Origin of the sequence: uncultured Methylibium sp. (genome assembly GCF_902826655.1) — a bacterium.
Lineage (GTDB): Bacteria > Pseudomonadota > Gammaproteobacteria > Burkholderiales > Burkholderiaceae_C > Methylibium.
Genome location: NZ_CADEFR010000035.1, coordinates 25575 through 38862, shown reverse-complemented (window position 1 = coordinate 38862; position 13288 = coordinate 25575). Strand labels below are relative to the sequence as shown.

The following is a 13288-nucleotide window of genomic DNA, read 5'->3' as shown; positions in this document are numbered from 1 at the left end:
CCGAAGTGAAGGCGCTGGCCTCGGGCAACCCGCTCGTGATCGAGAAGGCCGGCGTGGATGCCGAGGTGACCAAGCTGTCGACGCTGTTCTCGGTGTGGCGCAACCAGCGCTATGCCAACGAGAGCGAGGTGGCGCGGTTGCCGATGCTGATCGAGTCGCTGGAGCGCAAGCTGGCGTTGCTGGAGCAGGACTGCGAGCGTGCCGAGCCGGTGTCGGTCAACGACATGCGCGTTGAACTGGCTGGCCAGGTGCTGGTCGGCTCGGAGGCGGTCGGCGAAGGCCTGCGGCAGCTGGTGCGTGCGGCAAAAGCCGCGCAAGGCAGCGTCGAGCAGCACGTCGGCCGGTTCGCCGGCTTCAAGCTCGGACTGCGCGCCAGCCGCGACGACGGCGTTCCCGGCATCTACCTCGAAGGTCACTGCCGGTACGACGCCGACGTGTACCGGACGGCCCAGGGCCTGGTGGCGGCGCTGTTCGCGGTGCTGGCCTCGGTGCCCAAGGAGCGCGATGCGACACGCCAGCAGTTGGCGGTGCGCGGCAAGCGCCTGGCCGATCTGAGGATCGAGCTCGAACGCCCGTTCGAGCATGAGGGTCGCCTGGCGGACCTCCTCGCGCGGCAGCGCCGTCTGCAGCGCCAACTCGACCTCGACCAGGACTCGGCGGGCGCCAGCCGCATGGATGCCGAAGACACGAAGCTCGCCGCCTGACAGCGACTTTGGCCCCTCCCCCACCCGGGAGGGGCCCTCTACATCGGCTCAGGGGGGACCTTCGTGCACTCCTTCAGGTGCGGTTCGTTGGCCGGTTCACAACGACCCGATCCAGCACTTCGGGCGCCAAGATTGGACGGAAAAGCAGCCGTTGGGCAATTCAGGCTACTTCGCTTCAAGCTTTCCGTAGCCGTGCGCCTGAACCGCCTTATGGATCACGCCATTGGTCTCCTGCAACCCTCTCCGTGGTCGCACCCGGCCAAATGCTTGCTACCCTAGCGGTACGAACAGGGTCGTGGTCAACACATTGAGACCCGCTACCCTTGCCCGCTGCCCCCAGGTTGGACCAGTTGGGAACGGGCTTGCGGGCAGGGGGCGGGATGAACGAACTCCTTCAGGCGTCTGCGGGCGTCATTGCGAAATGGCTCGCGGCGAAGCTGCCGGGCCTCAGCGCGAACTGGTGGCGCGAGCACGTCGTCGACCGACTGACCTTCCAACAGCAGCGCTTTGCAGAGGACCGGCGAATTCAGAGCCTGAGTGGCCTCGACCTGGCGGCAGTGCTACGTGTCCTCGACCAGAACTGGAACGAGTTGGCCGCTGTGAACCCGCTGCCGCGGGAAGCCCGCAACTGGGTGAAGGAACTGCAAAGCGCTCGGAACCGCTGGGCACATGCACCAGCCGGAGGGGTGGGGCCGACAGACGCCTTCCGCGACGCGGACACCCTGGAGCGGCTGCTCGCCGTCGTGGGAGCGAGCCCGGACCTGATGGAGCGCCTCTCGGCGTTCAAGGCGGAGACCCTGGGTAGGCTCGCTCCAAACCTCGAGCCTCGGGGCGCGCCTGCCGTGGGAGCAAGCGAAGCCGCGGCTCCGAGGCCAGCGACTGCCTCCGCACCGGCTCCAGCGTCCGCGAGCAAGTTCGCTGTGGGTCAGTTGCTTTGTCTTCGGTCGAACCCGGCGGCGGTGTTCCCGGTGCTCGAGGTCCTGGCAGGTGGGGCCGTAGAGACGCGGTACCGCGTCTTCGAGAACGGCGCGCGGCAGGTGTACTACGAAAGCCAGCTTCAGGCCCTAGAGGAGCCTGAGGCCGACCGCAAGACGTTGACGGCAGCCGAGTTGTCGTCTCTGCTTAGTGCCGCCCAACTGTCTTCGCCGTCCGCGTCGGCGCTGTACTCCTTGAACTCCGGTCGAGTTCGCTTCGTCCCGTATCAGTACCGACCGGTGTTCAAGCTCATACGAGCAGACCGACCCCGTCTGCTGGTCGCTGACGAGGTGGGCGTCGGCAAGACCATCGAGGCCGGCCTCATCCTCAAGGAACTGCAGGCACGAAGCGACATCAAGTCGGTGCTCATCATCTGCCCCAAGGCGCTTGTCACCGAGCGCAAATGGGAACTGGAGATGAAGCGCTTCGACGAGCACTTCGTGCATCTCGATGGCTCGTTGCTCCGACACTGCATCAAGGAGACACATCTTGGCGGAGAGTGGCCCGCGCAGTACGAGAGGGCAATTCTGCCCACGTCACTGTTCGACAACGACCTGCTCTTTGGTAGGTCAGGCAGAGGCAAGGCAAGGGACCCAGGCCTGCTGGAGCTAGACCCTCCGCCAAAGTTCGACCTCGTCATCGTCGACGAAGCTCACCACATCCGGAACAGCGAGACGTTTCTTCATCAGGCGGTTCGGTACTTTGCTGACAACGCGGAGGCCGTGGTGTTCCTTTCGGCGACGCCAGTTCAGCTCGGCCGGGACGACCTGTACACGCTGCTTAACGTCCTGCGTCCCGACGTCATCATCGACCCGGCCAGCTTTGAGCAGATGGCCGAGCCCAATCAGTTCATCAACGCCGCGATTCAGGCGTGCCGCCGAGGCGAGACTGGTTGGTCAGAGCTGGTCAGGGAGCAACTGCGAGAGGTGGCTGCAACGACGTGGGGCCGCGAGGTGCTGGCCATCAACCCTGGCTTTCAGCACATCTACGATGGTCTGGCTGAGGGCGCCGAGGACGGCGCGTCGCGTATCAAGACCATCTACTCATTGGAGGGCCTGTTCACCTTCAGTTCACTCATCAACCGCACCAGGCGCCGAGACATCGGTGAGTTCACGACTCGGAAAGCTGAGACGGTCAGCACAGAGTTCACCCCAAGCCAGAAGGAACTCCACGACGACCTGTTGAGCGTCATCGCCCGAATCCTCGCAAGGCTCCATGGGAACCTGAACGTCAAGTTCATGATGTCGACAGTGAGCCGGCAGGCCGCAAGCAGTCTCTATGGTCTGGCACCCGCGCTGCGGGACATTCTGCGGGGCAAGCTCGCGAGCCTTGAAGAGGCCGATGACCCAGACGACGGAGTTGAGCGCGAGTTCGACTTTGTTGAGCAAATTCGCGGGGACATCGAGTCGCTGCTTCGGCGAGCAAGTAGCTTGGACCCCAATGACCCGAAGGCCGCGGCGTTCATGAAGGTGGTGGCTGACAAGCTGGCCATGCCGCGCAACAAGGTGCTGGTCTTTAGCACCTTCCGCCACACGCTCCGCTACTTGGTGGGCAAGTTGACGGCGGCCAACGTTCGGTTCGGCCTCGTCCATGGCGGGATACCCGATGAGGAGCGGTCGGCACTTCGACGGCGCTTCGCGTTGCCCAAGGAGAGTGAGGAAGCTCTTGACGTCCTGCTCTCGTCCGAAGTTGGCTGCGAAGGCCTCGACTTCCAGTTCTGCGACTGCCTTGTCAACTTTGACCTTCCGTGGAATCCAATGCGCGTCGAGCAGCGCATCGGCCGGATTGACCGCTATGGGCAAGCCAGCGAGGCAGTCGGCATCTTCAACTTCATAACCCCAGGCACGATAGACGCGGAGATTTTTGACCGCTGTCTCAGTCGTATTGGCGTCTTCCAGCACGCCATCGGCGGCAACGAGGAAATCCTCGGCGAAATCACCAAGGAACTGCACAACATAGCCGAGTCGTTCACGCTCAGCGATGAGGAGCGACAGCAGCGCCTTCTCCAACTGTCGGACAACAAAATTCGGCAGATTGAGGAGGAACAGCGCTTGGAGGAGCGTCAGGGCGAACTGTTCGGACTCAACCTCGCTGCTGCGTCTTGGGAGCAGCGGCTGGCGAGGTCGCGTAGCCATTGGCTAGAGCCCCGGGCCCTCGGCTTGGCGGTCGGTTCGTACTTGGCTCGTCGGCTAGGGAAGGAGCAGGACTACCTTCTCGGAGAAAAGGCTCTGAAGACGTTGCGGTTGGGCCAAGAAGCGCGGGCGACTCTGTTGGAGGACTTCCGCAAGCTTCCTCGTTCCACGGACCCCATGCACAGGGCGTGGGAGCGATGGCTAAAGGGAACATCTCCAACCCTCTCGGTAACCTTCGAGCAGGAGGCGGCGGTCGAGAACGCTAGCGCCGCACTACTTTCCTTGGGTCATCCGCTGCTTCGCCAGGCCGCAGCGTTTCTCCAGGAAGCCGACGCTATTGCCGTACGTCTATCCGTCGTCAACGAGGTGCTGCCGGAAGGTGTCCATCCCTTCGCTCTCTATCGTTGGGCCAGACAAGGGGCTAAGCGCGACGAGGACCTGATTCCCGTGACCGAGAGCCCGGCGGTAGCTGACGCGTTGCTGGAGGTGCTTCCGTCTGCCGTTGACGCGTCAGGATTGGAACTTCCAGGTCAACAGGTGTGGGATGACCTGGACAAGGTACACCACCAGTTGTGGCTGCGGGAGTCCACGCAGCACGCAGAAGACAACCGCCAGCTTGTCGGGGTTCGAATCCAGAGTCTGACTGCGAGCTTCACCGCGCGACGTGCCCTTCTGGAGGAGCAAATCGGACGGGCCACGAACGACAAGATTCGCGTGATGAAGCAGGCGGAGTTGGAGCGCGCTCAGGTGGACTTTGACGTTCGCGTGGCTGCGCTCAGAAAGGCTGCCGAGAGCGGAGACATCAAGGCGACGCCCGCGGTGTTCGGCGTCCTTGAAGTGCGGAGGGCACAGTGACCAGCCTGGAGGAACTTGCCGCCCAGCGGCGGGAGTTCTTGGCCGCGCTTGCCAAGAACAAGGGCATCAACCTCGACATCTTCGACGACTTCTATCCGGACGAGGCGCACTTCATCTACGAACTCCTTCAGAACGCCGAGGACACAGGTGCGACGGAGGTGATGTTCGAGCTCTCCGATTCGAAATGCGTGTTCGAGCACAACGGAGAACGGCAGTTCAACCTGGACGACATTGACGCCATCACAGGCATCAACAACAGCACCAAGAAGGATGACCCCGACCGCATCGGCAAGTTCGGCGTCGGCTTCAAGTCCGTCTATACCTACACGAGCAGCCCAACCGTCTACTCGTCGAAGTACAGCTTCCAGATTGAGCGGCGCTTTCTGCCCGTGCCGGTGCCAGGGCGGGAAGCACTTGGGAAGCGAACGCGCTTCGAGTTCCCTTTCAACAATCCGAAGAAGAACAAAGAGACAGCTTATGCCGAGGTGAAGGCCGGGCTGCAGCAACTCTCTGAGACCACGCTGCTCTTCCTTCGAAGCCTCCAGTACATCCGGTGGCGAGTAGAGGGTGTTGAAGGCGCGGTACTTCGCCATGAGTACTCGCCATCGCACATCGAGGTACTCAAGCAGGTCGAGGGTCGCGATGTACAGAGCTCCCAATGGCTGCGGTTCGCGGCCACCGTCTCCGACGTCCATCAGTTCTCGGCCCCGATAGCTGGCATCGAGAAGCAGGCCGTCGCCATCGCCTTCGAACTCGCCTTCCGTGGCGAACAGAAGTCCTTTGACCCCAAGAAGCCAATCGCCGACCAGCTACGCATCATCCCGTCGGAACGAGGAATGGTGTCCGTGTTCTTTCCGGCGGACAAGGAGGTGTCGGGGCTTCGCTATCACCTGCACGCACCCTTCGTTCCAGAACTCAGTCGCGCAAGCATCAAAAACACTCCCGAGAACACACCGCTGTTTGAACAGCTGGCACGCCTCAGTGCCAGGGCGCTGCACGTCATCAAGGACCTCGGTCTGCTGAGCGGCGACTTCTTGGCAGTACTCCCGAACAACGACGACTCTCTGCCGGAGCGCTACAAGGTCATCCGGGCGGCCGTCGTCGCGGAGATGAAGGCACAGGCGCTCGTGCCAACATTCGCGGGCAGGTACGCGCCAGCGTCACGTCTCTGCCAAGCGCGAGCGTCGCTCAAGGCGTTGCTGTCTGATGAGGACTTGGCATTCGTCACAGGCCGGAGCGACCAGCCCACTTGGGCAATCACGGCGCCGCAAAAAAGCCAGGCGCAGGACAAGTTCTTGGCGAGCCTTGGGATAGCAAGTTGGGATGCCGAAGACCTCAAGGACTTCTTTGAGTCTCGAGCTCGTGTGAGTTCTCGCTATTGGACCGGTGCACGTGTGGACCCGCTCGTCTTGAAATGGATGGCGGCGAAGCCGCTGGAGTGGCACCAAGCGCTCTACGCCATCCTCGGCAAGTACTGCGATGACGAAGGGGACGTATTCGACCTGCACGAGGCACAAATCGTGCGAACCGTCGATGGGTCCTACCGGCTTGCCAAGGACGCCTTCTTCCAGACAGGCGTTCCAAGCAAGAAGGATCCGTTGCCTCGTATCGACGAAGAGATTCTCACGGTCGGGACGAGGAAGGGTCAGCAGTCGGACGCGCGGAAGTTTCTCGTCAGCATTGGCGTCAAGGTGCCCGGAGAACTCGAGGAGGTGACGCTGCTGCTGAAGGCTCGGTACGGGCCTGATGGAGACGCTCCCTCTGACAAGGTGTACCTCTCCGACCTTAAGCGCCTGATGGCCTTTGCCGAGCGAAACCCGCACAGCCGAAGCCTGTTCGAGTCAGCATTCCTCTTCCGTGTCGACGCGCCTGAGTTCGAATGGGCCCAGGCAGGACACGCCTACATCGACGCACCCATCTTGAGCACCGGCCTTCGAGGGTTCTACGAGTCCATCAAGGACGAAGGTGACCGCCGTTGGCCGCTAAGCGCCTGGTACAAGGACCAAGGACTCTCGCTCGACAAGTTTGCCAAGTTCGCTCTGTTCGTGGGAGTCGAGCAGGACTTTCAGGGTCTGTGGCTGGAGGTTGACTGCAGCAGGAACGAGAAGTACGGCTATCTCCTTCAAGTGGGAGGTGAACGGTACTCCTCACCAGTCAATCGAGATTTTGCAGTGACGAAGCGCACGGGCGACATGCTGCGTCTGAAGACGGTGGAAGGCTCTCGACTTGTCTGGAGTGCGATGAGCAAGGCACCGTCGCAGGTGCTGAAGGCTCGATTCCAAAGAAACGCCAGCCACGGTTCGCACTATGCGAACTCCCAACTCGTCTGCTGGCTGCGTGACTCCGCGTGGGTGCCGCAAAGAGATGGCACGTTTGTGACTCCGAAGCAGGCGACGACTGCCAAGCTTCCGGAAGGGTTTCCCTACGACCTTTCGTATCAGTGGCTGCAGCTGGTCGAGTTCGGCTCGGATGAGCGAAAGCGTAGCGCCGAGTCGATTGCACGGGCCGCTAAGCGCGCGGAGCTTGGATTTGAAAGCGACGAGGACTATCAGCGGGCGCTCGAGTTCTCAAAGCTTCCGAAGGACGAGCAGGTGAGAGTGCTCGACCGCGCCAGAGAGACCGCTGATGAGCAGGTGGAGCTGCCTGAACGTCCTGTACGAAACGCCGACCTCCGCGCCGCACGAGTCGGAGAACAAGCCCGCCTCACGCCGGCAAAGGAGGCTGAGGTCCGAGCACGCTCCGTGCAACTAGGAGCGGATGCCGCGAAGATTGCGAGCAAGCAGTACCTGGAGGACCAGTATCGGGACAGCCGAGGAGATCTGATTTGCCAGGTCTGTAAGACCAAGATGCCGTTCAAGCTTGCTTCGGGGGCCTTCTACTTCGAAGCGGTCGAGGTCGTTGCGGATGCGAAGAAGCGATACCGCGAAGCCTACTTGGCGCTATGTCCCAATCACGCTGCGGCATATCGCCATGCAAATGCGCAGAGGGACAGCATGGAAGAACTGATTGCGACGGTGGCTGGCAGCGAGGTCGAGATTGAGTTGGGTGGTGTTGCGACCACCATCTACTTCACCCAGATGCACTTGGCTGACGTACGAGCTTGCTTGCTATCGGGGGAGGAAGCGTAGGTGGCTTCTCGATGCAAGCGCCAAGGCTTTGCCCTGTCCGGCAAGGAGCTTCCATTCGCTTGCGGCGCAGCGAACTTTCGCGAGCCCGTTGCTCGTGATCGGCAGTGTCTGGCCGATGCCAGACGGTGAGCCACCTCGCGACGCGATCACCTCACCGCACTGCCCGACGAATCGCGCAGCCCGGCCGATCCGAGGACGCGAAGCTCGCCGTCTGACAGCGGCTTTGGACCCTCCCCGCTACGGCGGGGAGGGTCTCTCCTCACATCGGCGTGGCCCTCGCCGAGCGCCGACTGAACGGCAGGTCAGTCCGCCGCCAGCGCGTGAATGATGGGGCAGCAGCTTTTGCTGTCGGGCGCATCGCACTGGCGCACCAGCTTGGCGAGCGCCTTGCGCATGGCCTTGAGGTCGGCCAGCTTGCTGTCGATGACTTGCAGCTTGCGGTCCGCCAGCTCTCGCGTTTCGGCGCAGGCGCGCGCCTCTTCGAGCCGCAGCAGGCCTGCAATCTCCTCGAGCGTAAAACCGAGCACCTGCGCGCGCTTGATGAAGCGTACGTGCTTGGTGAGTTCGGCCGGGTAGCGGCGCTGCCCGTTGAGCGGCCTTTCCGGCTCCGCGAGCAAGCCGCGCCGCTGGTAGTAGCGGATCGTCTCCACGTTGACACCAGCCTCGGCGGCCAGCCGCCCGATTGACAGTTCAGACGCCACGTCTCACCCCTTGACTCCGTACCATGGTACGGACTCTAGACTGCGTTCGTCGTGATAGGTTCGGAGGTCGCGGTGGCATCGCTCAACGTCAAGGGTTCGCTCGTTGCGGGCGCATTGGCAGCCATCGGGGCGTCGATCTGCTGCGTCGGGCCACTCGTGCTGTTGTTGATGGGCATCGGCGGGGCCTGGGTGGCCAACCTGGCGGCCTTGGAACCGATGCGCCCGTTCTTCATCGGCGCGACCCTGCTCTTCGTCGCGCTGGCGTTCCGCCGCCTTTACCTCATGCCCCAAGTCTGCGAGCACGGCACGCCCTGCGCCGATCCGCGGATCGTCACGCGACAACGACTGGTGTTCTGGATCGTCGTTGTCGCCCTGGCCAGCTTGCTCGCGGTGCCATGGATGGCGCCACTCTTCTACTGAAGGAACCCCACGATGCGCAAGATCCTCGCCGCGGCCCTCGCTCTCGTCATTCCCGTCGCGGTGCTGGCCGGCGGCGAGCAGACAGCCATCCTCGACGTACAGAACATGAGCTGCAGCGTGTGCCCGATCACGGTCAAGAAGTCGCTGCAGAAGGTACCCGGCGTCACCGATGCCAAGATCGACTTCGAGCGCAAGACCGCGACGGTCCGGTTCGAGGCCGGCAAGGCCGACGTGGCGGCGCTGGTGAAGGCGACCACCGAAGCCGGCTTTCCGTCGACGCCCCGCAAGTAAGCGCATGGCCACCCTCGTCGTCGAGTCCGCGCTGACGTGCCCGCAGTGCGGCCACGTTGCGCACGAGACCATGCCGGTCGACGCCTGCCAGTTCTTCTACCAATGCGTGGCCTGCAAGACGCTCCTGAAGCCACGGCCGGGCGACTGCTGCGTGTTCTGCTCCTACGGCTCGGTGAAGTGTCCTCCGGTCCAGGCAAGCAGGTCGTGCTGCGGTTGACCCGCGGCGGATGCGCCCCGGCAGAATGGGGCGATGAAGACTTTCCTGCTGTTCGTCGTCACGGCCTTGGCCGAGATCGTCGGCTGCTATCTGCCCTACCTGTGGTTGAAGCAGGGTCGCTCGGTCTGGCTATTGGTTCCTGCCGCCTTGAGCCTGGCGCTCTTTGCCTGGCTGCTGACCCTGCATGCCACCGCCGCCGGGCGCGTCTACGCGGCCTATGGGGGCGTCTACGTGGGAGTGGCGCTCGCGTGGCTGTGGGCCGTTGACCAGGTGCGTCCGACACCGTGGGACATGGCAGGCGTCGCGGTGGCCCTTCTCGGCATGGGCATCATCATGTTTCAGCCGGCGCGCTAGCGCCGACTCAGCCGCAGCAGTTCGCTGCAACGGTGGATGGCGCCGAGCCCAGATCCCTGAGGATCGTGCAACGCGCGGCCGGACCGCCGGCGCACATCTCGGAGCAGGACTTCGCGAAGCGCGCCAGGCTGCGCTCCAGCGCGCTCAGTTCGGCGAGTTTGGCCCGCACGGTCTTCAGGTGTGCCTGTGCGATGTCCAGTGTCTCGAAGCAGTCGCGCTGTTCGCTGGCAGCAAGCGACACCAGTTCGCGGACTTGCTCGATCGGAAAGCCGAAGTCCCGGCAATGCCGCACGAAGGTGAGCAAGTCCACGGCGCTCGCGTCGTACACGCGGTGGCCACTGTCGCGGCGCCTCGCCGACGGGATGAGACCGATCTCCTCGTAGTAGCGGATCGTCGGTACGCTGCAGCCGCTGCGATCGGCCAACGCACCGATCGTCAGTGCCGCTTCGGTCTGCGGGGTTTTCATGGAAGGCCTCTTGCATCTCAAGTCACTTGAGGTTCTACAGTGAGTGTATCGGGGTGCCGCGCCCCGCTACCCATGAGGACACGATGAAGAAAGTCTGGGCCGTATTCGGTGTCGCTGCCGCCTGCGCCGCTTGCTGTGCCATTCCCCTTGCGCTGCCCCTGCTGGCGGGGCTCACTGCTTCCGGGCTTGGCCTGGCCGTACTGGGCTGGCAGGCTGCTGCCGCCGTGCTCATCGCCACAGCGGCACTGGGGATCGCCATCGTTCTTCACAACCGACGGCGAGCCCGTGCCCGCGAGGCCGCGGCAGCATCGGCTGCCGCTTGCGGCTGTCCGCCGTCCTCCTGCGCCGGTGGCGGCGCGAGGGCTTCGTCGTGAACGACCGGCACGCTGATGTCAGTGTGCCGATCGCCTGCACGCTGGAGGCACGGGAGCTGAGGTCCCGCTTTGCCGAAATCAGCGCACTGGCCGACCACGCGTTGCTGCACCATGAACAGGAAGGCCGCACGCTGCACCTTCGCTATGGCCTCGGTGCCGCGGCGCAGCTCGAGCGGCTCGTGGCGCGGGAACGTCAGTGCTGCGCGTTCCTGCAGTTCGACATGCACCGGACGCCCGATGCGGTGCATCTCGACATCACCGCGCCGGCCGAAGCCGGCGAGTTCGTACCGCTGCTCTACGCGCACTTCGTCGGGCAGGCGGCGCGGCTGGATTGCGCCTGTGGTCCATCCGGCGGTTGCAGCAGCGGCGGCCGCCGATGATGCGCACGCCAGCGCTCTTCGCTCAACGCTGCGCGAATGGCGCGCGACGGAAAGGCTGACCGTGCTGCGTGTCTTCAAGCGACGGCCATGTCGGCAAACGAACGCGAGTGCTCGCCGGGCTTGACCATCGATTCCGTCGTCGCTGACGGGGTCGACCGACTCCGCCACGTCACAGGACCGGCGAAGGCGCACATTTGCGCGTGGCGGTCATCGACGCCCGCACCAGCACCCTTGCTTCGGCAAGGCCACCGCCCAACACTGGTGGCGCTACCTGTGGGCATCGTGCCTGCAAAGCCTTCACCGGAGCCTCGGCTGCGCTGAAGTCCAGCCTTGCTGGCGTCGCGGTCGTTACCCGCCCTCGAGCACCAGGCCCTGCCTGGTCAGGCCGCCCCATGCGGTCCGTCAACGGCTCCCGCCACCGTGCGGGCGCCGGAGTGGATGAAGCCGCCGACGTGCTGGCTTCACCAGCGCCGACATGCGCTGCGCAAGCAGCGTCATGCCAGGCGCCGAGCAAGGCCCCGATCGAAAGACCGCGGGCCTTCCTTTCATGGCGAACCACACCCCTTACGGGGCCGTGGCTTGCCATCCAGCCGCTTCGACCCACGCGGGCCGAAGCATCCCAGACGGGGAACCATGTTCCCCGACGGGAGCGGCGTTCCCCTTCGCTTCACGAAGGAGAACTGCCATGTGTGCAAGTCAAGCAACGAGAGCGCCACGGCCCGTCGGCGTGCTGCTCGGAGGGTCGGGACGCGTTCGCGCGCAGGTCCCGCCGCCACCGCGACTGGCCGCCCTGCTGCGCCCTGCCGCGGCGTGAGAGTGCATTCGTCGGCGAGTCGCCTGGTCTCACGGCCAGACACTCGCCCGACGAGGCCGACAGGTCGCGTTCCGCGTCCCATCGCCAACGATGCCGATTCGTCGGCGATCTTCCAACCAGGGGAGTCCACCGTCTCCCCTCGGGGTGCCGGTGCGCTCGCCGACCAAGGAGTCCACCCCATGTTGAACGACAGACCCTACCCGGCTCCGCGCAAGGCGAAGCGCTCGGCCGTGGAGATCGAAGAGGAACGCGCCTGGGTCCGCTTCTACCGGCAGGTCGGCCAAGCCGACATCGCCGCCGAGGTGCTGGCCCAGCTCGATGCCGACGCGCAGGCGCGGCACGACCACCTCGCGCTGTACCTGAGCTGCCGCGAATCGCTGCGCGCGCACAAGGCGCGGACGCAGCGCAACAAGCGGATCGGGCAGTTCGTGCGGCAGGCTGGCCGCGTGCTCGTCGTCGAGCCGCTGCGTACGCTTCGGCTGAAGACCTCACGCGCGATCGATCTGCTCGTCGAGTGCCTGCCCGAGATGCGTCGCGAACCAGCGGCAGCGAAGGTGCGGGAACTCCGGCGCGACGCCGACGTCGCCCAGGCCCTTGCCGCTTTCGACCCCAAGGCCACGCGGCAGCCTTCGTCGGACACCGTGGCGCCAGCGCCCGCTGCGGCGCGCACGGCCTGACGCCACCCCTTCGCCCCGAAGCCCTCGTGCTTCGGGGCTCCCTTTCCTTCTCTACGCCGCGACTTCGAGTCTGGCTCGCTCCTGGTCGATCAGCCAGTGCAGGAACTGCGTGTCGCGCGAGCGGCCCCAGTAGTGCGCCTTGCAGCGGGCCACATAGGCGTCCAGGTCCGCCGCCGTGTGGATGTTCACCGGCTCGATGTCGGTGAGCCGGACCAGCCGTTCGGCCTCGGGCCGAGTCAGTCGAATGTGGGTTCCAAGGCGGATCATGGCGGGCGCGAACGAGGGTCTTGCCGCCATACTCGCGCCAAGCCGCGCACCCCTGCAAGCGCAAAACACGCGCTCGTTGGACTTTCTTCGCCAGTTCGACTCCAGTCGCGTCCCGCTGCGATTCGAGTCGCAGCCACATGGCGCCCCGTTGCGGGCACGCGACGCGACACCGGGCACTGGCGCCACGCAGAACTCTCCCATTCCTCCGGCTCGCTCGGGTGGCGTTCGCATCGCCACCCGGTCAGCCGAACCCCGTCCCGACGACACTGACGCGGCAACCGATCGCGAGATCGAACCCTCCGACAGGAGGTCCTGGCCCGGCCAGGCGTAGCAGTCGTCACCTGCCCCCTTCGGCGCCCTCGCGGCGCCACCCGCTCGGGAACCCGTTCCCGGCTGGGGCGGCGTTCCCGTTCGTCCTTTCGATGAACCCCATGGAGAACGCCATGCAGAACCTTGCTGCCATGTCGCGCGCCGAGCTGATCGGCGCCCTGCTCGCCCCCGTCCTGCCCAAGGACCATCCACACGCGGATCAG

Annotated in this window: 11 protein-coding genes and 1 pseudogene; 9 read left to right on the top strand and 3 right to left on the bottom strand. The window is 64.4% G+C overall.

Annotated elements, in window-relative coordinates:
* From QZV97_RS14080 to QZV97_RS14070, 3 genes and pseudogenes are all read left to right on the top strand, one after another.
* Window positions 1-704, top strand: a pseudogene (locus QZV97_RS14080) (DEAD/DEAH box helicase); the annotation flags it as partial.
* A 380-nt stretch (window positions 705-1084) separates the two neighbouring features.
* Window positions 1085-4666 (top strand): helicase-related protein, encoded by a 3582-nt coding sequence (locus QZV97_RS14075; protein ID WP_295643243.1) that lies wholly within the window; start codon window positions 1085-1087, stop codon window positions 4664-4666.
* The gene (locus tag QZV97_RS14070) at window positions 4663-7794 is read left to right on the top strand and encodes a hypothetical protein (protein ID WP_295643240.1); all 3132 of its coding nucleotides are present in this window, start codon (window positions 4663-4665) and stop codon (window positions 7792-7794) included. Before QZV97_RS14075 ends, QZV97_RS14070 begins: the two co-directional genes overlap by 4 nt.
* Before the next feature lie 302 nt (window positions 7795-8096).
* On the opposite strand, the gene merR is transcribed toward QZV97_RS14070, so the two are convergent.
* Window positions 8097-8495, bottom strand: coding sequence for an Hg(II)-responsive transcriptional regulator (merR, locus tag QZV97_RS14065; protein ID WP_295643236.1), 399 nt, complete (start codon window positions 8493-8495; stop codon window positions 8097-8099).
* Window positions 8496-8567: 72 nt separating this feature from the next.
* Between merR and QZV97_RS14060 the strand changes: the two genes are divergently transcribed.
* From QZV97_RS14060 to QZV97_RS14045, 4 genes are read left to right on the top strand one after another with little or no spacing between them, the layout of a single operon-like run.
* The gene (locus QZV97_RS14060; protein ID WP_295643233.1) at window positions 8568-8915 is read left to right on the top strand and encodes a mercuric transporter MerT family protein; all 348 of its coding nucleotides are present in this window, start codon (window positions 8568-8570) and stop codon (window positions 8913-8915) included.
* 12 nt (window positions 8916-8927) lie between these two features.
* Window positions 8928-9206, top strand: a complete 279-nt coding sequence (locus QZV97_RS14055) for a cation transporter (protein ID WP_295643231.1) — start codon at window positions 8928-8930, stop codon at window positions 9204-9206.
* A 4-nt stretch (window positions 9207-9210) separates the two neighbouring features.
* Window positions 9211-9423, top strand: a complete 213-nt coding sequence (locus QZV97_RS14050; protein WP_295643228.1) for a GDCCVxC domain-containing (seleno)protein — start codon at window positions 9211-9213, stop codon at window positions 9421-9423.
* Between the two features lie 33 nt (window positions 9424-9456).
* On the top strand, window positions 9457-9777 hold the full coding sequence (locus QZV97_RS14045) for a YnfA family protein (RefSeq protein WP_295643225.1): 321 nt from the start codon (window positions 9457-9459) through the stop codon (window positions 9775-9777).
* A gap of 7 nt (window positions 9778-9784) precedes the next feature.
* Here the strand turns inward: QZV97_RS14045 and QZV97_RS14040 are convergent, their stop codons facing one another.
* Window positions 9785-10201, bottom strand: coding sequence for a helix-turn-helix domain-containing protein (locus QZV97_RS14040; RefSeq protein ID WP_295643223.1), 417 nt, complete (start codon window positions 10199-10201; stop codon window positions 9785-9787).
* A 361-nt stretch (window positions 10202-10562) separates the two neighbouring features.
* On the opposite strand from QZV97_RS14040, the gene QZV97_RS14035 reads away from it, so the two are divergent.
* Together QZV97_RS14035 and QZV97_RS14030 are read left to right on the top strand one after the other, a co-directional pair.
* On the top strand, window positions 10563-10997 hold the full coding sequence (locus QZV97_RS14035) for a hypothetical protein (protein WP_295643220.1): 435 nt from the start codon (window positions 10563-10565) through the stop codon (window positions 10995-10997).
* A gap of 993 nt (window positions 10998-11990) precedes the next feature.
* Complete coding sequence (locus QZV97_RS14030; protein WP_295643218.1) at window positions 11991-12488, top strand: hypothetical protein; 498 nt, start codon at window positions 11991-11993, stop codon at window positions 12486-12488.
* A gap of 51 nt (window positions 12489-12539) precedes the next feature.
* On the opposite strand, the gene QZV97_RS14025 is transcribed toward QZV97_RS14030, so the two are convergent.
* A complete protein-coding gene (locus QZV97_RS14025; protein ID WP_295643215.1) occupies window positions 12540-12755 on the bottom strand; it encodes a hypothetical protein in 216 nt (71 codons plus the stop codon).
* Between the last annotated feature and the right edge of the window lie 533 nt (window positions 12756-13288).